Below are 22610 nucleotides of genomic sequence, written 5' to 3' on the forward strand. Positions count from 1 at the left end.
ATCATGCCGCCAGCGGGTCGGTGACCGGCGCGCCGTCGGCGCCGTAGTAGACCTCGGCGAAGTGACGGGCCATCCGGACGCCGGGTTGGAAGCTCAGCCGCGGCAGCGGGGCGTCCGGCTCGACGATCCCGATGAGGTAGGTGCCGACCAGGTCGGCGCCGGCCGCCAGGGAGAGCGGCAGCCCACCGGAGAACCGCGGGTTGAGCTCCACGACCGTGACGGCGACCTCGGCGTCCGGGTCGGCGACCAGCGGGGCGGGGTCGGCGACGAAGCCCTGCACGTTGGCCGGTCCGGTCAGCCCGACGGCGCGCACCGCATCCGCCACGACGCGGGTCACCGCGCTGGAGTCGAAGGTCGCGCCCCGCACGGAGATGCCGGCCTTCGTCTCGTCGCGCCAGCGTGGCACGCAGGTCAGCAGCGTCCCGTCCCGGGCGACCAGGACGTCGGCGGTGAACTCCCGGCCGGCCAGCCGGGGCTGGGCGATCGGACCCGGCACGGCGACGAACGCCCGTGCCAGCTCGTCTCCGGTCCACGCCAGGTGCACGTCGCGGCTGCCTCGGCCGTGCGCCGGCTTGACGATCCACGGGCCGGGCAGCGCGGCCGCCTGCTCGACGGTGGTGGCGGTCGCCGGGTGCGGGACCCCGGCGGCGTGCAGGGCGGCGGCGAAGGCGGCCTTGTCCAGGCAGGTCCGGACGGCGTCGGAGTCGGGCAGCCAGGTACGGCAGCCGAGCGCGGCCAGACGCGCGGTCACGGCGCCGAGCGCGGCGTACTCCTCGGCGACGGTGCAGATCAGCGCGTCCGGACGGTGCGCGGCGACCACGTCCAGCAGCGTCTCGCCGTAGCCGTCGGCGTCGGCGCGGGGCAGCACCGCGGCGGCGTCGCCGAGGCGGAGCCCGACCGCGTCGGGGTCGGCGTCGAGGGCGAGCACGCGGTGCCCGGCGGCGCGCAGCGCCCGGATCACGGCGACCCCGGCCGGCCCGCCGGCCCCGGTGACCGCGACGAGGCGAACAAACGGCTCCTCGTGGTCGCTCTCCCCGGCCGGCGCGGCGGGCGGCGCCGCGGGGGCGCGCATCAGCCAGGCGCGGGACCAGAGCCGCAGCGCGACGATCTGCCGGTCGGAGACCGGCTCCCACTGCCGGGCGGCGACCGCGTCGGCGAGCGCGTCCAGCACGGTGGCGTCGGTCTCGTGGGTGGCGACCGCGACCAGCGTCGCGGTGTGCACGCCGAGGCCCTTCCCGGCCAGCTCGCGGACGGCGGCGGCGCGCTCGGCCGGGTCGAGGTGGCCGAGGCGGTAGTCGATGCGGCCCCGCTCGCGGCGGGCGGCCAGCCGCCGGGAGACCGCGCGCGGCAGCAGCCGGCGGTGCACGAAGGCGGCGAGCCGGATCCGCGGCCCGCGGCCACGTTCGACGTTCTCGACCCGGTAGCCGAGCCCCGGCCGCGCCCACGCGTCGGGGCGGCCGGCGGTGTGCCGGCCGGAGCGGTCCTGCTCGGCCCGTTCCGAGCTGTGCATGGTGAGAGCGATCATGATGAGCAGTCCGATCAGCGTGTACCCGAAGTTGAGCAGCGCGCCGACCCAGTCGTGGAAGAGCACCAGGGCGTTGACGTCGAGGTGCAGGCCGGCCAGGAGCGACAGGATGAGCCGGAGCTGGTTGGCGAGCAGGATCCAGGCCGCGGCGACCAGGAAGCCGCCCAGCACGTGCGGGCGGCGGCGCAGCACGAAGACGGCGAGCGCGGAGAGCGCCAGCAGGCTGGTCAGCGCCGAGCAGGAGGCGGTCAGCTCGGCGATCAGCGGGTCCTGCCCCGGACCGAAGATCAGGAAGGCGTCGCCGAGCGCGCCGGAGATCCGGGTCTCGCCGAGCAGATCGAGCGCACGGCTGGAGAGCCAGACCTCGAGGTGCCGGGCCCCGGTGATCAGCACCGCGAAGCCGACCAGGCACCACAGGGTGGCGCCGACGATCTCCAGCACGACGGCGCGGCGCCGCCGCGCCGCGCCGTGGACGCGGAACCGGTCGCGGCGCAGCGCCCGCCGCAGCAGGTCGCTCACCGACGGGGCCGGGGACGGTGCGATCGGGTTCGCGGTCACCGCGACTCCCCCTTCGGAACGCCGGCGGGCAGCGCGCGGCGGGCGAACGACACGGGCGCCGGACCGACCGGGGCCGGCGCGGCCGGGCGTACGGAGGTGGCGCCGGAGCGCGCCGTCTTGGCCCAGCTGTAGCGGCGACCCCACATCCCGTCGAAATAGGCGGCGGTCGCGGTGAGGATCGACAGCCCGAAGGCGGGGATGAAGCCGACGAGCAGCCAGGCCGCGCGCCGCTCCACCCGGCCGAGCAGCAGCCCCACGGAGAGCTCGGCGAACGGTCCGGCGAAGAGCAGGGTGGAGAGCGGCAGGATGTCGATGGCGGCCGGGCCGCCGATCCCGAAGCCGCGCAGCGCGGTGATCAGCAGGCCGAGCCCGCAGAGCACCGGGATGTGGTAGACCCACAGGAACATCAGGGTCTCGATCTTCTCGGCCAGCCGCAGGTGCGGGCTGCGCAGCGCGGTCCGCCAGTAGTCGCGCAGGCACTTCTGGTGCCCGCGCGCCCAGCGGTAGCGCTGCCGCCAGAACCGGCCCGAGGAGAGCACCGCCTCCTCGAAGTCGACCGCGGCCGGGTCGTACCGCACCCGCCGGCCGCCGAGCAGCACCCGCAGCGTCAGGTCGGTGTCCTCGGTGACGGTGTGCGGGTTCCAGCCGTTCAGCGCGCGCAGCACGTCGGTGCGGACCGCGCAGTTCGCCCCGCCGTACGCGGGCAGCTCGAACAGCGCCTGCCGGCCGTACTCGTTGACGAGGTAGCCGGAGAGGTAGTCGATGAAGATGGTGGAGGCGAGCGACGACTCCACGCCGTTGCGCACCACGCAGCGCCCCATCACCGCCCCGACGTTCGGGTCCCGGAAGTGCCGCACCAGGCGGCGCAGCACGTTGCGTTCCGGTTCGTGGTCGGCGTCGAAGACCACCACGATCTCGGCCTGGATCTGCGCCAACGCGTCGTTGAGCGCCCCGGACTTGCCGCCCCCGGCGTCCGGGGCGCGGTGCAGCACCCGCAGCCGCGGCTCGGCGGCGGCCCAGGCGTCGAGCCGGGCGGCGGTGCCGTCGGTGGAGCCGTCGTCGACGACGACCAGGCTCAGCGCGTCGCGCGGGTAGTCCAGGCCCAGCAGCGCCGAGATCATCCCGTCGACCACCAGCTCCTCGTTCTTGCACGCGACGAGGACGGCCAGCGGCGGGGCGTACGCCTCGACGCCGACGTCGGCGGCGACCAGGTCCTCCTCCGCCCAACGCGCCGCGGAGATCGCGAAGGCGAGGTGCCGGAAGAAGTACGCCAGGAAGATGACGTTGAGCGCCCCGGCGATCACCCCGAGGGTGCTGTCGACGCCGAACGCGACGAACGCCCCGACCAGCAGCAGGGCGTACGTCAGCAGGGCCCAGCGGTGGTGCTCCGCGTCCCGGCCGGCGGTGGCCGAGTGACGCGGAGCCGGCGCCACGGTCACCATGCCGGCAGCGTCCCGACCAGCGCCGTGGAGCCGGCCGGCGCGTCGGCGTGCGTGGCGCTGAGATCCCACACGAAGCGGGCCGGCACGAACGCCTCGGCGTAGCGGGTGCGCGCCTGCGCGCCGAAGTGCCGGGCGGAGGCGGCCACGACCTCGGGGTCGACCATCGCCGACGCCGCGACCTGCGTACGGTGGCAGGCGATCGCCTCGACCTTGCGGTCCAGGTGCGCGGAGATGTCGACGTACATCGTCGGGTTGAACTCGGTCGTCGACGGGCTGCGGTAGTACAGGATGCGGTTGCGGTGCCGCGCGGCGGCGAGCGTCGCGGTCGCCGCGGCGCGGTGGTCCTGGTGGGAGTCCTCCGGCGCGTGCACGTAGACGATGTCGGCGGCGACGCTGCGCAGCGCGTTCTCGACGACGGTGACGGTGGCGGCGTCGGGCGCCAGCGCGCAGTCGACGAGCCGTCCCCAGATCAGCACGGCGTCGAGCACCCGCGCGGCCCGCTCCTGCTCGCGGCGGCGCTCGGCGCAGCTGCCGGGGCCGTTCTGTCCGCCGGTCAGCACCAGCATGGTGACGGTGTCGCCGGCGCAGCGGTGCGCGGCGAGCGTGCCGCCGCAGCCGAGTTCGATGTCGTCGGGGTGCGCGCCGACCGCGAGCACGCTGCGCATCAGACGCTCCGCTCCAGCCGCCAGCGCCGCGCCCGGATCCCGATCAGCGCCGCGATCACGCTGCCGGCCAGGACGAGGACCGGCGCGAGACCGTTGCCCTCGGCGGGGAGCTGCACCTCGGGGCCGCACTTGCGGGAGTTGGCGTCGGCGGTGACCGACAACCAGCCGACGGTCCAGGTGACGCGCTGGCCGCGGGCGATCGGCGGGGTGGCGAACGACGCGCGGTGGGCGCCGGGCGCGAAGTTGGTGGTCTGGATGCCGTCGAACTGCTTGGGGGTGATGAAGTTGTAGCGGCCGACCGGGATCGTCCCGGAGTAGCGGGTGTTGTTGTCGTAGCCGAACACGGCCCGGTAGGTGTTCTTCTCCCCCGCCACAACGCAGTCCATCGTGATCCGCCCCGGCAGGTTGTCCCAGGTGGCGGCGGCGGGCGTGGCGCCGAGCACGAGCACGGCGGTGATCGCGCCGAGCATCGCGGCGGCCGCGCGGAGGATGCGGCGCGGGCGCGGGCCCACGCTCCAGACAGCACGACGCACGGAGTCCTCCACCGGAAGCACGAGGGTCCGGTGGCGGGCATGTCACCGGAGTGAGATACCCATCGGTGGGTCGGCACGCGGGTTGAGGAGTTGGGGTACGGCAGAAATCTTCACCACACGGGCGGCAGCCGGAGATCCGGCTCTGGCGGCTACGTCACCGACGCCGACGCGCGGCCGATGCACCGCGTTTGTCGAGATAGCGCCGCATTTCGGCGAATCGCGCGAGCTCCTTCAATGTGAAATTGAATTCTTCTCAGGCTCGACTTCGCGTCAATAGCGCCGGCCGCGAAAGATGCCCGAATATCGACCGGCCGTCCCGTCAGCCTGCGGCATCCGCACCTTTTTTCCGATTCGCGGTGCGGGGTGACCAGAGACAACGCGCGAAAATGGCACACGTTATGGTCCTGACGGGCCCTTTTTAACGCCCGATCTTCTCTCCTTTTCAAACACCGAACATCGGCACCTCTTAAGGCTTCCTTTATTACGCTCACCGCGTGACCCCGGACGATATCGAATCAGGCCCTGTCGTGCGTCTGGCCAACCCAGCGAAGGTCGATCAAATCGCCGTTTCCGAAGAACTCTCAATTCCGGTATTCGTCGACGTCACCGGACGACGGCAACGTCTCGTCCGGTGGCTCGCCATCGGCGTCACCGGCGGGTGCCTCGGCTACGCGGCGCTGCTCGTGGCCACCGTGGCCGGGAGCCCGGTCATTCCCCCGCTGGCGCGGTCGCTGCCGCAGCTCGAATCCCGCCCGCAGCCGGCACCGTCGGTCACGCCGACGCCCGATTCCGCCCGGCGCGCGCGACTCGTCGCCGCGCCCCAGGGCGGGCTGCCGGCCCCGGCGCCGACGTCGCCGCCCGCCGCCGTCCCCGGCCCGGTACGCCCGCAGCCGGTCCCGGTGGTCCCGCAACGCCCGCCCGGACACGGTCCCGGGCTGCCGCCGGTGACCGTGCCCCCGATCCCCACCCGCCCGCCGCGGCCGGGCACGCCGACGCCGGAGCCGACACGGACGGCGATTCCCGAGTCGACGCGGCCACCCGTCGGGTCGGGCCCCCAGCAGCCGGCCCCCCGCGAGGCGCCGGGTGAGGCGTCCGCGGGGCCGGTGCGCTGATGGCCGTCCCCACCCTGCCGGGGTCGGCCCGGCCACGCCACCATGCGCCGCCCGGCCACCCGTCCCGGCGGACCCAGCGCGGCCGGTGGACCGTGATCTCGGTGCTCGCGCTCGCCTTCGCCAGCGTGCTGATGGTCGCCGCGTACGCGAACTCGGAGCTCACTCCCGACTCGGTGCACGAGACCGACGTCCAGGACAACGTGCCGGCGGAGGTGCTGCAGGGCGGACCGATCATCAACGCCGCCGGCGGCACGCCCCGGTCGTACCGGATGCCGCCGAAGACGATCGCGCTGACCTTCGACGACGGGCCGGACCCGTGGTGGACCCGGAAGGTGCTCGACGTACTGCGCCGACACCAGGCCAGGGCGACGTTCTTCGTGGTCGGCTCGGAGGTGGCGCGGCAGCCGGTGCTGACCCGTGACATCGCCGCGAACGGCCACGAGCTCGGCGCGCACACCTTCACCCACCCGGACCTCACCGCCGTCCCGTCGTGGCGGCGGCACCTGGAGTACGCGCAGACGCAGCTCGCCATCGCGAAGGCGGCCGGCGTGCAGACCGCGCTGCTGCGGTTCCCGTACTCGTCGAAGGCGGAGGCGTTCGACGACCGGGACTGGCCGGTGATCAGGGAGGCGGGCGACCTCGGCTACCTGGTGGTCGTCAACGACACCGACAGCCAGGACTGGGCGCGGCCGGGCGTCGACGCGATCGTCCGCAACATGACCCCGCCCGGCGACTCCGGCGCCATCATCCTGCTGCACGACTCCGGCGGCGACCGCTCACAGACCGTGGCCGCGCTCGACCGGTTCATCCCGGCGATGCAGGCCCGCGGCTACCGCTTCACCACGGTGACCGCGGGGTTGAACCAGACGCTGGCCGACGCCGCGGCGACCACGCCGCCGATGCGGGAGAACCCGGCCGCCTCCCGGCTGGACCGGTGGCGCGGGGCGGCGCTGCTCTGGGCGGTGGAGTTCGCCGACGGCACACTCCGGGTGCTCGCGCTGATCTTCGTCCTCGTCGGCGTGCTGGCGTTGGGACGTACCCTGCTGCTGCTCGTCCTCGCCGGTCGGCACGCGCGGCGGCGGCGCGCCCGCAGCTGGTCGTGGGGGCCACCGGTCGCCGAGCCGGTGTCGGTGGTGGTCCCGGCCTACAACGAGAAGGAGGGGATCGCCGCGGCGGTCCGCTCGCTGGCCGGTGGCGACTACCCGGAGATCGAGGTGATCGTCGTCGACGACGGCTCGACCGACGGCACCGCCGACATCGCCGAGGAGCTCGGGCTGCCCAACGTCCGGGTGGTGCGCAAGCCCAACGGCGGCAAGGCGACCGCGTTGAACACGGGCATCGCGCTGGCCCGGCACGAGCTGATCGTGATGGTCGACGGGGACACCATCTTCGAGGCCGACTCGATCCGCCGGCTCGTCCAACCCTTCGCCGATCCGGCGGTCGGGGCGGTGGCCGGCAACGTCAAGGTCGGCAACCAGGACACGATGATCGGCCGCTGGCAGCAGATCGAGTACGTCATCGGCTTCAACCTCGACCGGCGGCTCTACGAGACGCTGCAGTGCATGCCGACCATCCCCGGGGCGATCGGCGCGTTCCGCCGCCGGGCGCTGATCGACGTGGGCGGCGTCAGCGGCGACACCCTCGCCGAGGACACCGACCTCACGATGGCGTTGTCCCGGGTCGGCTGGAAGGTCGTGTACGAGGAGACGGCGCGCGCCTGGACCGAGGCGCCGGCCACCCTCGAACAGCTGTGGAAGCAGCGCTACCGGTGGAGCTACGGCACGATGCAGGCGATGTGGAAACACCGGCGGGCGCTGGTGGAGCACGGCGCCTCGGGGCGCTTCGGCCGCCGCTGCCTGCCGATGCTCTCCCTCTTCGGCGTGCTGCTGCCGCTGCTCGGGCCGGTCATCGATCTGATGGCCGTCTACGGCCTGTTCTTCGCCGACTGGACGAAGACCCTCGGCGCCTGGCTGGCCATGCTGGCGCTGCAGTTCGTCACCGCGGTGGTGGCGTTCCGGCTGGACCGGGGACCGATGAGATCACTGTGGAGCCTGCCGCTGCAGCAGTTCGCGTACCGGCAGCTGATGTATCTGGTGCTGATCCAGTCGGTGGTGACGGCGGTGAGCGGGGTCTGGCTGCGCTGGCACAAGCTGCAGCGCACCGGCGAGACGGCCGTCTCCGGACGCCCGGGGCGCACAGCGATCGCCCGCGCCCGCGCGGCCCTGACCCGCGACTCCGGCCGGGACCGGTATATCGACACGCTCCGCGCCGTGGCGCTCGGCCGGGTGATCGTCTACCACATGTTCGGCTTCGCGTGGCTCAGCGTCGTCTTCCCCGCCATGGGGGTCATGTTCGCGCTCGCCGGCTCCCTGATGGCCCGATCGCTGGACCGGAACTCCGGCGGCGCCGTCGTCGTGGGCCGGGTGCGCCGGCTGCTGCCGGCGCTGTGGGTCTTCGGGGCGGTGCTGCTGGCCGCCATGATCTGGCACGACGGCTGGGGGCAGCTGCCGGCCTGGCCGCGCCTGCTGACCTGGGTCGTGCCGGTGACGTCTCCGCCGGGCACGGAGTGGGTCGCGGACGGCACCGAGGTGCTGTGGTACCTGGTGACGTACCTCTGGCTGGTGCTGCTCTCCCCCGCGGCGCTCTGGCTCTACCGGCGCCGGCCCGTGGCGACCGTGCTGCTGCCGCTCGCCGCGCTGGCCGTGCTGGAGCTCGCGAGCCCGCTGGCGGAGGGTCCCGTGCAGGCGGTCGTCACCGACGTCGCCACGTTCGGGGCGTGCTGGGTGATCGGCTTCGCGCACCGCGACGGCGCGCTGCGCCGGATGGCGCTGCCGCTGCTCGTCGGCGGCGCCATGCTGGCGCTCGGCGTCGGCGCGGCCTGGGCGGTCACCCACCGCGACGAGTTCGGGTACGACCTCAACGGGCTCCCGTTGGCGCAGGGCTTCTACTCCCTCGGCTTCGTGATGTTGCTGCTGCGCGCGCGGCCGTCGATGGCGTGGCTGTCCCGGATCCGGGTGCTCGACCGGCTGGTCACCCTGCTCAACGCCCGCGCCGTGACCGTGTACCTGTGGCACAACGTGGCGATCGCGCTCTGCTTCGTCGTCGGCGACTGGTTCGGGGTCTGGCGGCTCGGCGACGTCGGCTACCTGCCCGTGGCCCTGGCGCTGCTGGTGGTGCCGCTGCTGCTGGTCGGCTGGGTGGAGGATCTCGGCGGCCGCCGGCGGCCCCGCCTGCTCCCCTGGCGGCCGTCCGTGCCGGCGCCGGCGGCGCCGGCGGAGGCGCGGTCGGGGGCCCGACGGGCTCTTTCCGGTCACTCCAGGTAAGAACGCTCAACTGGGGCGCAGGTGGGCCGATCGGGGACATCGTGCTCGGAATCCTGCGCCCCGGACCGTACGTGGACATCCACGCGGTCCTCGACGCGCGTGCCGTGACGCCGGTGTTCCAGCCGCTGGTGCGGATCGAGACCGGGGACATCATCGGGTACGAGGCGCTCAGCCGCGGCCCGGCCGGCACGCCGTGGGAGTCGCCGGCGGCGCTGTTCGCCGCGGCGCGGCAGGTCGGCCGTGACGCCGAGCTGGACTGGGTGTGCCGGGCGCAGGCGTACCGGGCGGCGCTGGAGGCGCGGCTGGCTCCGCCGCTGACGCTCTTCGTCAACATGGAGCCGGCCGCCTGGCGGGCCGGCTGCCCGGCCGACCTGCTGCCGCTGCTGGGCGAGGCCCAGCAGCGGCTGCGTGTGGTCACCGAGATGACCGAGCGCGCGATCGCCGCGGACCCGTCCGCGCTGCTGGCCGCCACGGCGAGCTGCCGTGCGTCGGGCTGGGGCGTGGCGCTGGACGACGTGGGGGCCGACCCGATGTCGCTGGCGCTGATGCCCTTCGTCCATCCCGACGTGGTCAAGCTCGACATGCAGCTGCTGCGACGGCCGAGCGACCCCTACACCGCGCAGGTCGTCGGCGCCGTCCTGGCGTACGCCGAGCGGACCGGCGCCACCATCCTCGCCGAGGGCATCGAGACCGAAGAGCACCTGGCGGTGGCGCGCAGCATGGGCGCCGCGTTCGGTCAGGGCTGGTACTTCGGGCGTCCCGTCGCGCTGCCGGCGCGGTTCCGCCCCGTCGCCGAGCCGCTGCGGCTCGTCCAGGTCGCCGACCCCCTGCCGCAGCAGGCCACCCGCCGGGACGCCGCCACCCCGTTCGAGATCGTGTCCGCCGCCCGGCCGCTCACCCGGACGACGAAAGAGCTGCTGATGCCGATTAGCCGGTATCTGGAGGCGAAGGCCGACGAGGGGCCGGAGCCGCCGGTGCTGCTCGCCTGCTTCCAGGACGAGCGGCATTTCACGCCGGCCACCGCGCGCCGCTTCAGCGAGATGGCCGCGCACGCCCCGTTCATCGCGGCGCTCGCGGTGAACCTGCCGGCCGAACCGGCGCCCGGCGTCCGCGGCACCCGACTCGCCGACGACGACCCGCTGCGCGACGAGTGGAACGTGATCGTGGTCGGCCCGCACTACGCCGCCGCGCTGGTGGCGCGCGATCTCGGCGACGACGGCCCGGACCGGGAGCGCCGCTTCGAGTACGCGATCACGCACGACCGGCCGCTCGTGCTGCAGGCCGCCCGGTCGCTGCTGCACTGGCTGAACCCGACCACGCAGACCGGCGTCCCCGCCACGGTCTCCCGGGCCGCCTGACGCGCCCGATTTCCAACACTCTCAGTAGCATCAACATAGCCATGTGTGATTTGTGCGCGTAAGATCGCAAGTAGGACACACATCGTCGTTGCTCCCCCCGGATATGGTCAGCCGCTATGAGCACCACCCACTCCCCCGATCCGCGGCCCGACCGCACCGTCGACGAGCTGGCCGAGCGGCTGCGCGCCTTCGCGGAGGAACGGGACTGGCGGCAGTTCCACACCCCGAAGAACCTCGCGATGGCGCTCGCCGGTGAGGTCGGCGAGCTGATCGCGGAGCTGCAGTGGCTCACCCCGGAGGAGTCGGCGCGGGTGATGACGGACCAGCAGGCCGGCGCGCGGGTCCGGGCGGAGATCGGGGACGTGATGATCTATCTGACCCGGCTCGCCGACATCCTCGGCATCGATCTCGTCGACGCCGCGCGCGCCAAGCTCGACGACGCGGCCCGGCGTTACCCGGCCGATCGGGTGCGCGGCTCGGCCGCGAAGGCCCCGCACGGCACCGCGCAGCCCTCCCACGACCCCGCCCCGCTGGGATAACCGCCGACCGTCGCCCACGCGCGGATCCCGGAAACTACGGTCGTAACCGTGGACGCATCCGAGCAGCGCCGCCGGGTCGAGTCGGCCCGGGTCGCGCGGCTGGCCACCGTCGATCCGGACGGCAACCCGCACCTGGTTCCGGTCTGCTTCGCGCTGCGCGGCGACGTCGTCTACACCGCGATCGACGAGAAACCGAAGCGCGACGCGCACCCGCGCCGGCTGGCGAACCTGGAGGCGACCGGGCGCGCCTGCCTGCTGGTCGACGAGTACCGGGAGGACTGGTCGAGGCTGTGGTGGGTCCGGCTGGACGGGCGCGGCCGGGTGGTCGACGACGGCACGGCGGAGGCCGCCGACGCGCGCGCCGGGCTGACCGCCAGATACCCCCAGTACGCGCAGCGCCCGCCCCGCGGCCCGGTCGTGGCGATCGAGGTGAGCCGCTGGTCGGGCTGGTCGATCAGCGGTGGTGGCGGGCAGCCGCCGGGCTAGGCGCCGGGTGCGAACGCCTCGAGCACCTCGTCGGCGCGGCGCAGCGACGCGGCCGGGTCCGCGTCCGGCGAGCCGATCTCCGGGTCGAAGTTGAGGTCCAGGAACAGCTCGGTGATCCCGCGACCGGCCAGCTCGGCGACGTCGGCGCGGATCTCGTCCAGGCTGCCGGTGAGCGGCTTGCGGTCGGCGGCGCCGGCGGGGCGCACCCGGACGGCGCCGCGGCAGACGAAGCGCAGCGCGTCCGGATCCCGGCCGGCCTCGGCGGCGGCGGTCTTCACCGTCGCGACCGCGTCGCCGATCGAGGTCAGGTCGGCCTGGCTGCCGCTGATCCAGCCGTCGGCGACCCGGCCGACCCGGCGCAGCGCCTCGGGCACGCCGCCGCCGAGCAGGACCGGCGGGTGCGGCCGCTGCACCGGCTTGGGCTCCATCCGGGTACGCGGGACGCGGTAGAAGCCGCCGGCGTGCTCGACGACCTCCTCCGTCCACAGGGTCCGCAGCACCCGGACGAACTCGACGGCCCGCTTGCCGCGCTCGCGCTTGTCCGCCCCGGTGGCGGCGAACTCGTCGTCCGACCAGCCCAGCCCGAGGCCGACGTCGAGGCGACCGCCGGAGACGATGTCGAGGGTCGAGAGCTGCTTGGCGAGCAGGACCGGCGACACGAACGGCAGGTTCAGCACCGCCGTGCCGAGCCGGATCCGCTCGGTGTGGGCGGCGAGGAACGACAGCGTGACCACCGGGTCCTGGACGCTGCGGTACATCTCGCCGTACCCGCCCTCGGCGGGGTAGAGCAGGCGCTGGAACGTCCAGAGCGACCGGTAACCGAGCCGCTCGGCCCGGCGCGCAACGTGGATCATGTGCTCGGGCGTGGCCCACGAGCCGGACACCGGTGCGGCGAAGCCAACCTCCACGAACGCACCGTACCGTGCGGCGTTCGCGCCACGCGCGCGGACCGCGCGCCGCCGCGGGGGCCGCACAACGCGAGGCGCTCCGGACCCGCACAGGGTCCGGAGCGCCCGCTACCGGTGCGGCGCCGCTACGCGCCGGTGGTGAAGGTCCAGCTCGTCGGCAGGATCGGGTTGCCGGCGGTGTCCCTGATCGTCTCGGTCATGACGACCCGGTACTGCGTCCGCGCCCCGAGGGTCGCGGTCGGGTCCAGCGTGACCGTGCGGGTGCTGGCGTCGTACCGGACCGCCGCCGTGATGAAGGCGCCGTCCGAGACCCGCTGCAGGCGCACCGAGGTGCCGGTGACGCCGGTGACGTTCTCGCTGAACACCGCGGTGATGTTGACGACCCGCGACACGTTGGTCGCCCCGACCGCCGGGGTGCGGCTGGTCAGCGTCGGCTCCGGACCGGTGAGGAAGCTCCAGCTCACCGGGGCCAACGCGTTGCGCGCCGGCGTCGCCAGATCCGTGATGCCGTTGCTCAGGCTGACCGTGTAGTTCGTGTCGGCCTTGAGGTTGGCGGTCGGATTCAGGGTGGCGACACGGCTGCCGGCGTTGTAGGTGACCGCCGCCGGCACGAGCGCGCCGGTCGCGGTCTCCCGCAGCTGGAACGTCGTCCCGGTCACCGCCTGCACACCCTCGCTGAAGGTGGCGGTGATGTTCGCGCCGACCGCGACCCGGACGCCGTTGTTCGCGGGGGACGTCGCCGTGACCGTCGGGGCCACGACGTCGGCCTGCGGGACCACCGGGTTGGAGAACGCGGAGTACGGGCTGACGCCGATGGCGTTCACCGCCGCGACCTGGATCCGGTACCGGACGGTGTCGGTCAGGCCGGTGACGACCGCGCTGGTGGCGTCGGCCGGCGCCGTGCGGATCGCGCCGACCTGCTCGTCGGCGTCGTTGACGACCCGGATGCGGTAACCGGTGATGGCCGCGGCGCCCGCCTCGGCCGGCGCGGTCCAGGTCACCGTCGCCGAGCGCGGACCCGGCGTGGCGGTGCCAATCGTGGGCGCGTCGGGCGCCCGCAGCGGGACCACCTGGTCGGCGAAGCGCAGCGCCTCGATGTTCCGCAGGGTGTCGGTGCCGTCGCCGCCCGGCGCGCCCGCGTCGGCGCCCGGCACGTTGCGGACGTGCGCCACGGTCACCGAGTCGCCGTTGAACGTGATGTCGTAGTCGGCACGCACGCCCGCGAAGACCGCGGTGTCGACGTCGCCCGGGTTCGGGTTGGACAGGATCTCCCGGACGATGACGATGTTGCCCGGGTTGATCCGGCCGGCGAACACGTCCGCCGCGATCTCGGTCAGGCTGTTGACGCTGCGGATCTCGGTGGCCGGGTCGGCCGGGTTGGTCCGGACGCTGAGCCGCACGTTGAGCCAGCGGTCACCGTCGATGATGTCGTTGGCGCCGCGACCGTGGATCACGTCGCTGCCGGCGCCACCGATGATGATGTTGCCCTCGCCCCACGACTGCGTGCCCGGCGGCAGCAGGGCGGCGAGCCCGGCGATCCGGGCGATGCCCGCGGCGTTGAGCACGTTGCGGCCGGGGCCACCGTTGAGCTCGGTGTCCGGGTCCGACGGGATCACGTCGTCGCCCTTGAGGATGTCGTCCTTGGCGCCGCCGGAGAGCCCCTCGACCAGCAGGTACCGGTCGGCGAGCTGGATGGGTCCGGCCCCGATCGCGATGGTGAGGTCGGAGTCGGCCGCCTGCGGGTCGCGGGCGTGGGTCGACCAGTCGAACCCGAACGCGCCGTGGTTCCGCTCGATGCCGGGACCGGCGACCATGATGTCGTCACCGCCCTCGGCGTCGTAGTCGTCCTCGCCGCTGTCCCCGATCATCACGTCGTGGCCGGGGTCGTTCAGGTCGTCGAAGAAGACCGCGCCGCTGTCGCCCTGGAGCAGGTCGTTGGCGTTGCCGCCCTCCAGCCAGTCGTCGCCGCCACCGCCCCAGACGGTGTCCGGGCCGTCGCCGGCGATGGCGAAGTCGTCGCCCTCGCCGGAGAAGGTCTCGTTGCCGTTGAGGCCGCCGTTGGTGAAGTCCTTGCCGTTGCCACCCATGAGGATGTCGAGGCCGGGACCGCCGTCGATGGCGTCGTTGCCGTCGCCGCCCTTGTGGAAGTCGTCGCCGGCGATGTCGGTGATGATGTCGTCGCCGTCGCCGCCGAGCGCGCTGTCCGCACCGTCGTTGCCCTCGATGCGGTCGTTGCCCTCGTTGCCCCAGAAGGTGTCGTTGTCGATGCCGCCCCACATCCGGTCGTTGCCGGAGGTGCCGTTGAAGGTGCTCTGGGCGTTCAAGCCCGGCGGGTCGACGCTGTTGTTCTGGCGGTAGCGGATCGTGCCGTCCGGCATCCGGATCAGCAGCTTCGTCTCGTCGCACTCCGAGGCCGGGTCGTTCGGGATGGCGCCCGAGGTGCCGAGGTTGGCGAGCTCGAACTCGCAGTCCGCGGTGGCGAACACGTCGGCCTTCAGCGCGGCGGCGTCGGTGTTGCGCATGACCAGCTCGGCGAAGGAGTTGCCGTCGAGCTGTGACTGCAGGTTCAGGCCGGCGGTGCGGGACAGGTAGTAGAGCCGGTCGCCGTCCTGCAGGTCCGTCAGCTGCCGCTCGAAGACGTAGTTGAAGGTCGAGCCGAGCAGGCCGCCGAAGAAGACCGTCGACTCGGCGAGGCCGCCGACCCAGAGGTCGACGTCATCGAGCCCCGTCCGCGACGCCCCGGCCCCGGTGTTCTCCCAGGGGCCGATGCTGTGCACGAACTCGTACGCGTCCTCCGGCGTGCCCGGGTTGAGCGCCGGGTCGTTCTCGTAGATGAGCCGCGCCGCCTCGCGCTTGGCCTGGGCCGTCGCGGCGTTCCTGATCGTCGGGTGCTGGCCGTACGCGGCCATGAAGTTGATGATCGACTCGGGGTGCTTGATGCTCAGGCCGAAGTCGATCCAGCTGCTGTACGGCTGCAGCCCGCTGTCGTTCGTCGCCCGGTGCACCTGCTTGCGGAAGTTGTTCAGCGACGGCACACCGGTCTCACGGGCCCGGGTGATGTTCAGCGTCGCCAGGTCCAGCGGCAGGCCGAGCAGGTTGTTGCGCAGCGCCTCGGTGACGAACTCGTCGAGCTCGTTGCCGATCTGGTCGGTCATGCCCATCGCGATGCTGCCGGCCGCGGCCTCGGGGCTGAGCCGGCCACCCTCACCGTCGTCGTAGTAGGACGGCGGGTTGAGGAACGCGTCCAGCAGCGCGATGTCGTTGCGCGACCCGTCGTTGTTCGTCCGGGCGACGGTGTCGGTCAGCATCGAGTGGCCGAACCGGTAGACCGCGTGCGCGAACTCGGCCCGGATCTGCGGGTTGATGCCGGTGTCGGACTGGGTGAACGGGTTGAACGCGTTGATCCCCGGCTGGACCTTCCGGGCGAACTCCTCGAACACGATGTGCTGGTATTCCATCTCGGCGACGAACCGCGCCGCCTGGAACAGCCGCTCGCCGTTCCAGCCGCCCGCGCCGGTCTCCGACCGCCACTCGTCCACGTCGATGTTCTGGCTGAGGATCAGCTGCGTGATGTCGCCGATCAGCCGGTTGTGCTCGGCGTGGAACACCTGGTGGATCGCGGTCAGGCCGATGTTCTCGTTGACCCGGCCGTCACCGGCGAGGAAGTGCGCGTCGAGCATCTCGTCGTCGTACGTGCCGGCCGGCTGGCGGCCGGTCGCCGGCGTGATCGCGGTGTCGGCGTCGGGGGTCAGGTTCGACGCCGGCTTCGCGTGGTGCGCGATGTCGTCGAGGAAGGCGATGTTGACCCGCATCGCGTTCGCCGGGACGGCGACCGGGGCGGCGGGGTTGCCCTCGACGAGACCGGAGGCGGTCACGATCTGCGGGTTGCCGTTCGGCCCGCGCAGGAACCGGCCGTACTCGTCGGCGGCGACCATCGGGACGTTGAGGATGTCGGTGTCCGCGAGCTGGATGCCCAGGAACGTACGGGCCTGCCACTTCACCCGCGCCCACGTCGGCATGCCGCCCTGCTCGCCCTCCAGCATCTTGCCGGTGGCGACGGTGCGACCGTCGGCGTTGCGGGTGTACTCCCGCAGGAAGACCTGGTGCGAGGAGTGCGAGGTGTAGGTCTGGCTCAGGTCGACCCACGCCGAGTCGAGGTTGCTCGCGTCCTGGACGTCGTCGGCGCTCTCGTCGGCCGGCGTCGCCGGGTTGTCGCCGAGCACGCCGTCCGGGCCGGGCTGGTTCTTCGCCCGGGTGAGCACCATGAACCGCAGGTGCGGCGGCAGGTCGTCGGCGGTGCCGAGGACGCGGTCACGGCCGGGGATCAGCGGGTCGTCGGCCTTCAGCGGGACGAACACCGTGCCGCCGCCCTTGGCGGTCAGGTCGATGCCGTGGTCGAAGAACTGGCCGAAGAGCGTGAACCACGAGTTGAACGGCGGGGAGAGCCCGAAGTCCGTGGTGATGTTCGGGATGAACAACGTCTCGCCGGCCGGGGTGCAGCCCGCGGGCGAGCCGGGGGTGCCGCCGGTGGGCTGCGTCGTGCAGGGCACGGCGCTCGGGGTGTTGTTGTGGGTGCGCGGCGGCTTTCCGGCGGCGGCGACCGCGGCGGGGTTGGCCGCCGTCTGATCGACGATCAGGTTGCTGATCACGCGCGGCTGCGAGTCGACGACGTTGCCCTTCTTCTGCTTGTACGTCGTCGCGGTGAGCTCGGGGTTGTTGGGGTTGACGGAGCCCATGCCGGGGATGATCGCGCTCTCGGCGTCCCGGAAGGACGGCGCCGCGTGCCGCGGGAAGACCTCGTACGTGGTGCCGAACCCGCTCTGCCCCGGCTGGCCGTTGTTGTACGTGCCGTCCACGGTCCGCAGCCCGTACGGCAGCAGCGCGCTCGCGACCTGGTTTGCCCCGGGGCCGAACAGCGGCTGACCCGGTACGGGCTCACCGTTGGGGCCCTCCCGGGTGGCGTGCGCTTCCGCGATCTTGATCTGCTTGAGGATGAACCGGATGTCGCCGGCATTGAGGGTGAACCCCTGCCCCGCCGGCGCGGCGCTGGCGGAACCCGGGAGGGCGGACTGTAGTCCCAACCCCAGGGTCACGGCCATCGCCGCGGCCAATACCTTTCGATGCCTGCCCACAACTTTTCCCTTCAGTGGCGCTTGCCGGATTTCTGTTCCCGCACGCAAAGCAGACGGAAATGAGGGCGCGTTGCACCATGCCCTCCACCCGGGATTCGTCATTCCCGTGAAAAGGGCATGATTGAGGTACGCGACCTCACGCTCTAGGAAGATTGGTTTCGGTTGTCACCAAAACCGGACAAGAGCCTCCTTTGTCCACCGGCCCACTAGTGCCTTTAACGTTCCCTTATCGCTATGTACGCAGAACGATAGGACCGGGGATCAGTCCAGCTAAGAGACGTTCGGCTGACCTTCGATAGCGGACCGGTGCACCGTGGACGGTGACTGTTGGACAGTCGTAATCGATATGGCGGAGGAGGTTGATGATCGGCCGTACGGGTCGCGCACTCCGCCTTTCGGGTGCCGCTTTCCTGTCGGATGGGTGACTCTTATCTGGTCAGCTTTCATCCCGTCGCGCTCGGCATTTACACCGTCGCCACCGGTGATCAACTACGGAGAGGAATTGTCGGTTCCGGCCCATGATCGCCCGGAAGATCACCACAATGTCCGGCTCTGGTGCCAGCAACCGGACATCCCACTCCCCCCGCGCCGCGCCATCACCCGCGTACGCGCATCCCGACACGCACCGTGATCGACGTCGGCCGCGGGAGCAGGTGTCGTCATCACGACAACGGATCGGCAGATGCACCCCCGCGCCCCCGCACGGGTCCATAGCGTGGACAGCGGGGCAGGTGTCGGCACCCGCAGCTGAGGGAGGGGACGTGGCCAACGACGTCAGGGACGCGCTGGGGAACGCCAGGGAAATCGAGATCACCGTGACCGGGCGGACGTCGGGGCGGGAGTCCTCGCGCCCGGTCTGGTTCGTGCAGGACGACGACCGGCTCTATCTGGTGCCGGTGACCGGCTCGGACAGCGACTGGTTCAAGAACGTCCGCAAGACGCCGACGATCCGGATCGCGGCGAACGGCGCCGCGGTCCGGGCGAGCGCCATCCCGATCACCGACGCCGCCCGGGTCGAGGGCATCGTCGGACGGTTCCGCGACAAGTACGGCGCCGACCAGGTCCAGGCGCACTACACGAAGCGCGACGTGGCGGTCGAAGTCCCCCTCCGCTGACTTCGCCCCACTGTGCATGCCCCCCGTTACGGGCTCGCCATCTGCGATGGCGAGCCTCGATCGTTGGCGGCTGGGTTGCAGTCTCGTCGGCGTGTCGAGCCGCCCGTCCGTCGACGATCATGAGTCAACCCCGTCCGGTCGGAGCAGGCTCTCCCGCGTTGCGGGCGGGTTTGCGCGCAACTCACCCCCGCGGGTGAGCAAGGACGAGACGCGCTCACGATCTCCCGTCACCCCGGCAGGGTGAGAGGCGACGGGCCCGCCTTTCCTGATCAGGACACGACTCACGTTCCTCGATGCTGGAAGGCTTTTTATGGGACATCTGCACGTACGCCGACATGCCTGCGCGGCCGGTGTGGCGCTGCTGGCGACGGTCGCGGCGCCGGCCGAGCCGGCCGCGGCGGCGACGGTGGTCGTCGACAACAGCACCGCCGGCCGGTTCAGCGCCAGCACCAACTGGGGCACCTCGACGTGGAACGGCCAGCGTTACGGCGCGGACTACCGGTTCGCGACCCCGTACACCGCGCGCAGCGACGCGGCCTGGTACAAGATCAATATCCCGGGTACGGGCAGATACACGGTCGACGTCTGGTACCCCGCCGACCGCGGCTACAACAACAGGACGCCGTACCTGGTGGCGACGACCAGCGGCACCCAGACCGTGCACGTCGACCAGCGCGCCACCGGCGGCCGGTGGGTGTCGCTCGGCACGTTCACGCTCGCCGGCGGCGACTACAACGCGGTCGGGGTCAGCCGGTGGACCACCGGCACGGGCGAGATCGTGGCCGACGCGGTGCGGGTCCGGACGGCGTCGGCGACGCCGGGCGTCTCGCTGCCGGTGCCGCGCAGCGCGCTGCCGCGCTCCGAGTACGACGACCCGCACTGGTCGCCCCCGCCGGCCATCGACCTGCCGGTGCCGAACGGCAGCCCGGCGTACGCGGTGCGGGCCGGCCGGGTCAGCCGGGTCAACGACGGCAGCTGCGGCAGAGGGATCATCCTGACCGGCGCCGACGGGGCTTCCTACATCTACTGCCACCTGCTCAGCTGGTCGGTGGCGAACGGGAGCACGGTGCGGGCGGGTCAGCAGATCGGCCGCACCGACAACACCGGCAACTCGACCGGGCCACACCTGCACTTCAGCATCCGCACCGGCAGCACGTGGCGCTGTCCGCAGCGCTTCCTGCTGGCGGTCTACGACGGACGTACGCCACCGGCGGCGCGGAGCCTGCCGACCAGCGGCTGCGCCGGGTAGCCGGACACGCGGCAGCCGCGGGAGCCCCTCGGCTCCCGCGGCTGCCGCTCGTCAGCCCCGGCCGACGCCGGCCCGCGCGCGCAGCGCGTCAGCCCCGGCCCACGCCGGCCCGCACGTGCAGCGCGTCAGCCCCGGCCCACGCCGGCCCGCACGTGCAGCGCGTCCAGCAGCATCGGTAGCGCCCGGTGCAGCTCCCGCTGCCAGTACGGCCAGCTGTGCGTGCCGGGCCCGTAGAAGTTCGTCGTCACGTCCACGCCCAGCTGTTCGAGCCGGTCGGCGAACGCGACGTTCTCCCGGTGGATCAGCGCCTCGAGCCCGTCGGTGCGTCCCGGCGGATCGAACGGGCCGCCCGCGGTGCCGTCGCCGGTGGCGAGGAAGAGCTTCGTGTGGCGCAGCCGCTTCGCCAGGTCGTACGGGTCGTGCGCGGCCCAGATCGCCCGCTGCGCGACCGGGTCGCCCCAGAGCGCGTACGGGTCCTGTCCGGTGCGGCCGAAGAACGGCAGCCAGAACTGCGCGTCGGCCGATGGGTGCACGACGCCGCTGAACGAGGCGGCGGCCCGGAACATCCCCGGATTGCGGGCGGCGTACGACATCGCGCCGAACCCGCCCATCGACAGGCCGGCGATCGCCCGCTTCGGGCCGGCGCCGTACCCGTGTTCCAGGATCTTCCGCAGCTCCCGCAGGTGGAAGGTCTCCCAGCCCGGCGTGCCGCCGGCGCCGAAGTTCCACCAGTCGCTGTACCAGCCGGCGGCGCCGGCCTCCGGCATCACCACGAGCACGTCGCGCAGCTCGGGGATGCTGGCGACGTCGGTGGAGCGGGTCCAGCTGAGGTACGAGTCGCAGCAGCCGTGCAGCAGGTAGAGCACCGGCCAGCGGTCGCGCCGGTCGCGTTCGGCCCAGCCGTCGGGGGTCAGCAGCCGCACCGTGGCGGTGCCGCCGAGCGCGGGTGACTGAATGGTCAGGTCGACCAGGCGCGGGCCGATCGTTTCCTCGGCGATCACGGACGCGCCGGCGGCGGCCCGGTCGGACGGGGCGGCGGCGGCCGGGGGGCTCGCCGGTCCGGCGACGAGCGCCAGCCCGGTCAGCGCCGCGACCATGCGGCTGGTGGTGGAACCTCTGGGCACGCTCGCTCCTCCCGTTCACGCTCCCGCCTCGGGGAGCCACATCGGTCGATGCCGGCCTTGGAACGTTTTCAGCGGAAACCGGGCGCGGTCAAGGAAATGGCCGGGTTCGGCCAAATCACGCACCAAAAGCGCGGCAGCCGCGAAGGGCCCTCTCTCCCCCGCGGCTGCCGCGAATCCGTGTGGCCGGTCAGTCGGCCGTGGTGTCCCAGCCGTAGTCCGGCAGGTCGAAGAAGTCGTTCCCGTCGAGGGTGTCGACGCTGCCGGTGGCCAGGCCGGCCATCAGCGACTCGATGCCGGTGCGCACCGAGTTGACCATCATGCCGTGCTGCTTCTGGCCCAGGTCGTCCTGCTGGCCGCGCACCTCGAAGAGCACCGTGCCGGTGCCGTTCAGCGCGAACGCCGAGCGCCCCTGGCCGGCGTACTCCCGGTTGTCGGGGTGGAAGTAGCGGCCGACCGCCGCCAGCGGCGACTGGTTGCCGTACGTGTCGACCAGGCCGTTGTAGACCGACAGCGCGTACCGGCGGGACTTGTCCTGGTCGAGCGCCGGGTACGTCGCCCGGTACTTGGCGCCGTCCTGCACGCCGAGCGGCGGGTAGTCCAGCGAGAACGTGATCAGCTTGCCGTCCTGCCCGCCGCCGGTGATCCGGTCGCAGGGGCCCATGTGGTGCAGGTCGATGTACGCGTCGACGGCGCCCTTCTCGGCGCGGAGCTTGACGTAGACGTCGCGGATCGCCCGCGACTCCGGCGACAGGAAGAAGCCCGCGTCGGTGTCCCGGCCCGGCAGGTCCGCGGCGCGCGGCACGTAGTTGAGGTCCGGGTTGAAGTCACGGTTGAGGTCGTACCCGGGCAGGTTGATGCCGTCGCCGGTCAGCCGGTGGTACCAGGCCCGCGGCGCGCCCGCGAGCTGCGGGAACTGCGCGACGGTCGCGTCCCAGGAGAGCACGTTCATCCGCCGGTTGAGCTCGCCGCCGTCGGGGTTGACCATCGGCATGGCGACCAGCGTGATCTCCTGCAGGAGCTGCCGGGTGCGGGCGTCGTTGCCGTTGCTCAGGTCCTTGAGGATGCCGAGCAGCGCCTCGGTGCCGGTGCGCTCGTTGCCGTGGATCGCCGAGGTCACCAGCAGCACCCGGTCGCCGGTGCCGACCCGGGCGGCCCACAGCTCGCGGCCCTGCGGCGAGCGGCCGGCCACGTCGACGGTGACCCGCCCGCCGCTGTTCTTCGCGATCTGCGCGAGCGTCCTGCCGACCTGGTCGTGGTTGGACCAGCCGGACCAGGACGGGTCTTCCTGGATCTTGCAGCTGCCCTGCCCGGGGCCCTCGGGCGCGGCGACCGCGGACGGCGCGGTCAGGACCGAGGCGGTCAGGGCCACCGCGACGGCGGCGGCAGCGGCGCCGATCCGGCGCCGGGAAAACATCGACGGTACGTCGGTCGTGGCGCGGGCGTCGTCGCCCACGGCTGGCATCGGTTGCGGCACGGGGTGCTCCTCACGCGCGTCGGCCACCGTCCCGCGGCCTGTGCAGCGGGAACGTCTGCGCCGACCC

The 22610-nt window shown here is 72.6% G+C and carries 15 protein-coding genes; 7 read left to right on the forward strand and 8 right to left on the reverse strand.

Going from position 1 to position 22610, the window contains the following annotated elements; all coding sequences use genetic code 11:
- Position 1 precedes the first annotated feature (1 nt).
- Genes BLW47_RS10070 through BLW47_RS10085 form a run of 4 tightly spaced genes read right to left on the reverse strand, consistent with a single transcriptional unit; the run spans position 2 to position 4723 of the window.
- A complete protein-coding gene (locus BLW47_RS10070) occupies positions 2 to 2083 on the reverse strand; it encodes an ATP-grasp domain-containing protein (protein ID WP_175543575.1) in 2082 nt (693 codons plus the stop codon).
- On the reverse strand, positions 2080 to 3525 hold the full coding sequence (locus BLW47_RS10075) for a glycosyltransferase family 2 protein (RefSeq protein WP_091554884.1): 1446 nt from the start codon (positions 3523 to 3525) through the stop codon (positions 2080 to 2082). Before BLW47_RS10075 ends, BLW47_RS10070 begins: the two co-directional genes overlap by 4 nt.
- The gene (locus BLW47_RS10080; RefSeq protein ID WP_091554886.1) at positions 3519 to 4190 is read right to left on the reverse strand and encodes a PIG-L deacetylase family protein; all 672 of its coding nucleotides are present in this window, start codon (positions 4188 to 4190) and stop codon (positions 3519 to 3521) included. Before BLW47_RS10080 ends, BLW47_RS10075 begins: the two co-directional genes overlap by 7 nt.
- Positions 4190 to 4723, reverse strand: coding sequence for a hypothetical protein (locus BLW47_RS10085; protein ID WP_139307221.1), 534 nt, complete (start codon positions 4721 to 4723; stop codon positions 4190 to 4192). The genes BLW47_RS10080 and BLW47_RS10085 overlap by 1 nt, the downstream gene beginning before the upstream one ends.
- A 494-nt stretch (positions 4724 to 5217) precedes the next feature.
- Here BLW47_RS10085 and BLW47_RS10090 point away from each other — a divergent pair, with 494 nt between their 5' ends.
- The 5 genes from BLW47_RS10090 to BLW47_RS10110 all read left to right on the forward strand — a co-directional run bounded on the left by BLW47_RS10090 (position 5218) and on the right by BLW47_RS10110 (position 11541).
- The gene (locus BLW47_RS10090) at positions 5218 to 5835 is read left to right on the forward strand and encodes a hypothetical protein (RefSeq protein WP_139307222.1); all 618 of its coding nucleotides are present in this window, start codon (positions 5218 to 5220) and stop codon (positions 5833 to 5835) included.
- Positions 5835 to 9158 (forward strand): glycosyltransferase, encoded by a 3324-nt coding sequence (locus BLW47_RS10095; protein ID WP_175543576.1) that lies wholly within the window; start codon positions 5835 to 5837, stop codon positions 9156 to 9158. The genes BLW47_RS10090 and BLW47_RS10095 overlap by 1 nt, the downstream gene beginning before the upstream one ends.
- A gap of 41 nt (positions 9159 to 9199) precedes the next feature.
- Complete coding sequence (locus tag BLW47_RS10100; RefSeq protein ID WP_245736570.1) at positions 9200 to 10516, forward strand: sensor domain-containing phosphodiesterase; 1317 nt, start codon at positions 9200 to 9202, stop codon at positions 10514 to 10516.
- 116 nt (positions 10517 to 10632) lie between these two features.
- Complete coding sequence (locus BLW47_RS10105; protein ID WP_091554893.1) at positions 10633 to 11055, forward strand: nucleotide pyrophosphohydrolase; 423 nt, start codon at positions 10633 to 10635, stop codon at positions 11053 to 11055.
- Positions 11056 to 11103: 48 nt separating this feature from the next.
- A complete protein-coding gene (locus BLW47_RS10110; protein WP_091554895.1) occupies positions 11104 to 11541 on the forward strand; it encodes a TIGR03668 family PPOX class F420-dependent oxidoreductase in 438 nt (145 codons plus the stop codon).
- Here BLW47_RS10110 and BLW47_RS10115 read toward each other — a convergent pair.
- Both BLW47_RS10115 and BLW47_RS10120 read right to left on the reverse strand, forming a co-directional pair.
- Complete coding sequence (locus BLW47_RS10115) at positions 11538 to 12449, reverse strand: TIGR03619 family F420-dependent LLM class oxidoreductase (RefSeq protein ID WP_091555728.1); 912 nt, start codon at positions 12447 to 12449, stop codon at positions 11538 to 11540. The two genes, BLW47_RS10110 and BLW47_RS10115, sit on opposite strands and share 4 nt — an antisense overlap.
- A gap of 125 nt (positions 12450 to 12574) precedes the next feature.
- Positions 12575 to 17581, reverse strand: a complete 5007-nt coding sequence (locus BLW47_RS10120; protein WP_217634825.1) for a peroxidase family protein — start codon at positions 17579 to 17581, stop codon at positions 12575 to 12577.
- A 761-nt stretch (positions 17582 to 18342) separates the two neighbouring features.
- Between BLW47_RS10120 and BLW47_RS25360 the strand changes: the two genes are divergently transcribed.
- On the forward strand, positions 18343 to 18696 hold the full coding sequence (locus BLW47_RS25360) for a nitroreductase/quinone reductase family protein (RefSeq protein WP_091554897.1): 354 nt from the start codon (positions 18343 to 18345) through the stop codon (positions 18694 to 18696).
- Between the two features lie 310 nt (positions 18697 to 19006).
- Positions 19007 to 19945, forward strand: a complete 939-nt coding sequence (locus BLW47_RS26040) for a golvesin C-terminal-like domain-containing protein (protein ID WP_217634826.1) — start codon at positions 19007 to 19009, stop codon at positions 19943 to 19945.
- Positions 19946 to 20070: 125 nt separating this feature from the next.
- On the opposite strand, the gene BLW47_RS10135 is transcribed toward BLW47_RS26040, so the two are convergent.
- Positions 20071 to 21069: an alpha/beta hydrolase gene (locus BLW47_RS10135; RefSeq protein WP_217634827.1), complete on the reverse strand. Its 999-nt coding sequence runs from the start codon at positions 21067 to 21069 to the stop codon at positions 20071 to 20073.
- Positions 21070 to 21256: 187 nt separating this feature from the next.
- Positions 21257 to 22543, reverse strand: a complete 1287-nt coding sequence (locus BLW47_RS10140; protein ID WP_217634828.1) for a M14 family metallopeptidase — start codon at positions 22541 to 22543, stop codon at positions 21257 to 21259.
- Positions 22544 to 22610 lie beyond the last annotated feature (67 nt).

This window comes from Micromonospora pattaloongensis (assembly GCF_900107255.1).
GTDB lineage: Bacteria > Actinomycetota > Actinomycetes > Mycobacteriales > Micromonosporaceae > Micromonospora_I > Micromonospora_I pattaloongensis.

Bases quoted from the DNA above. Each gene is read 5' to 3' on its own strand.
- BLW47_RS10075 (WP_091554884.1), bottom strand. From the start codon at position 3,525: ATGGTGACCGTGGCGCCGGCTCCGCGTCACTCGGCCACCGCCGGCCGG.
- BLW47_RS10080 (WP_091554886.1), bottom strand. From the start codon at position 4,190: ATGCGCAGCGTGCTCGCGGTCGGCGCGCACCCCGACGACATCGAACTC.
- BLW47_RS10095 (WP_175543576.1), top strand. From the start codon at position 5,835: ATGGCCGTCCCCACCCTGCCGGGGTCGGCCCGGCCACGCCACCATGCG.
- BLW47_RS10105 (WP_091554893.1), top strand. From the start codon at position 10,633: ATGAGCACCACCCACTCCCCCGATCCGCGGCCCGACCGCACCGTCGAC.
- BLW47_RS26040 (WP_217634826.1), top strand. From the start codon at position 19,007: ATGGGACATCTGCACGTACGCCGACATGCCTGCGCGGCCGGTGTGGCG.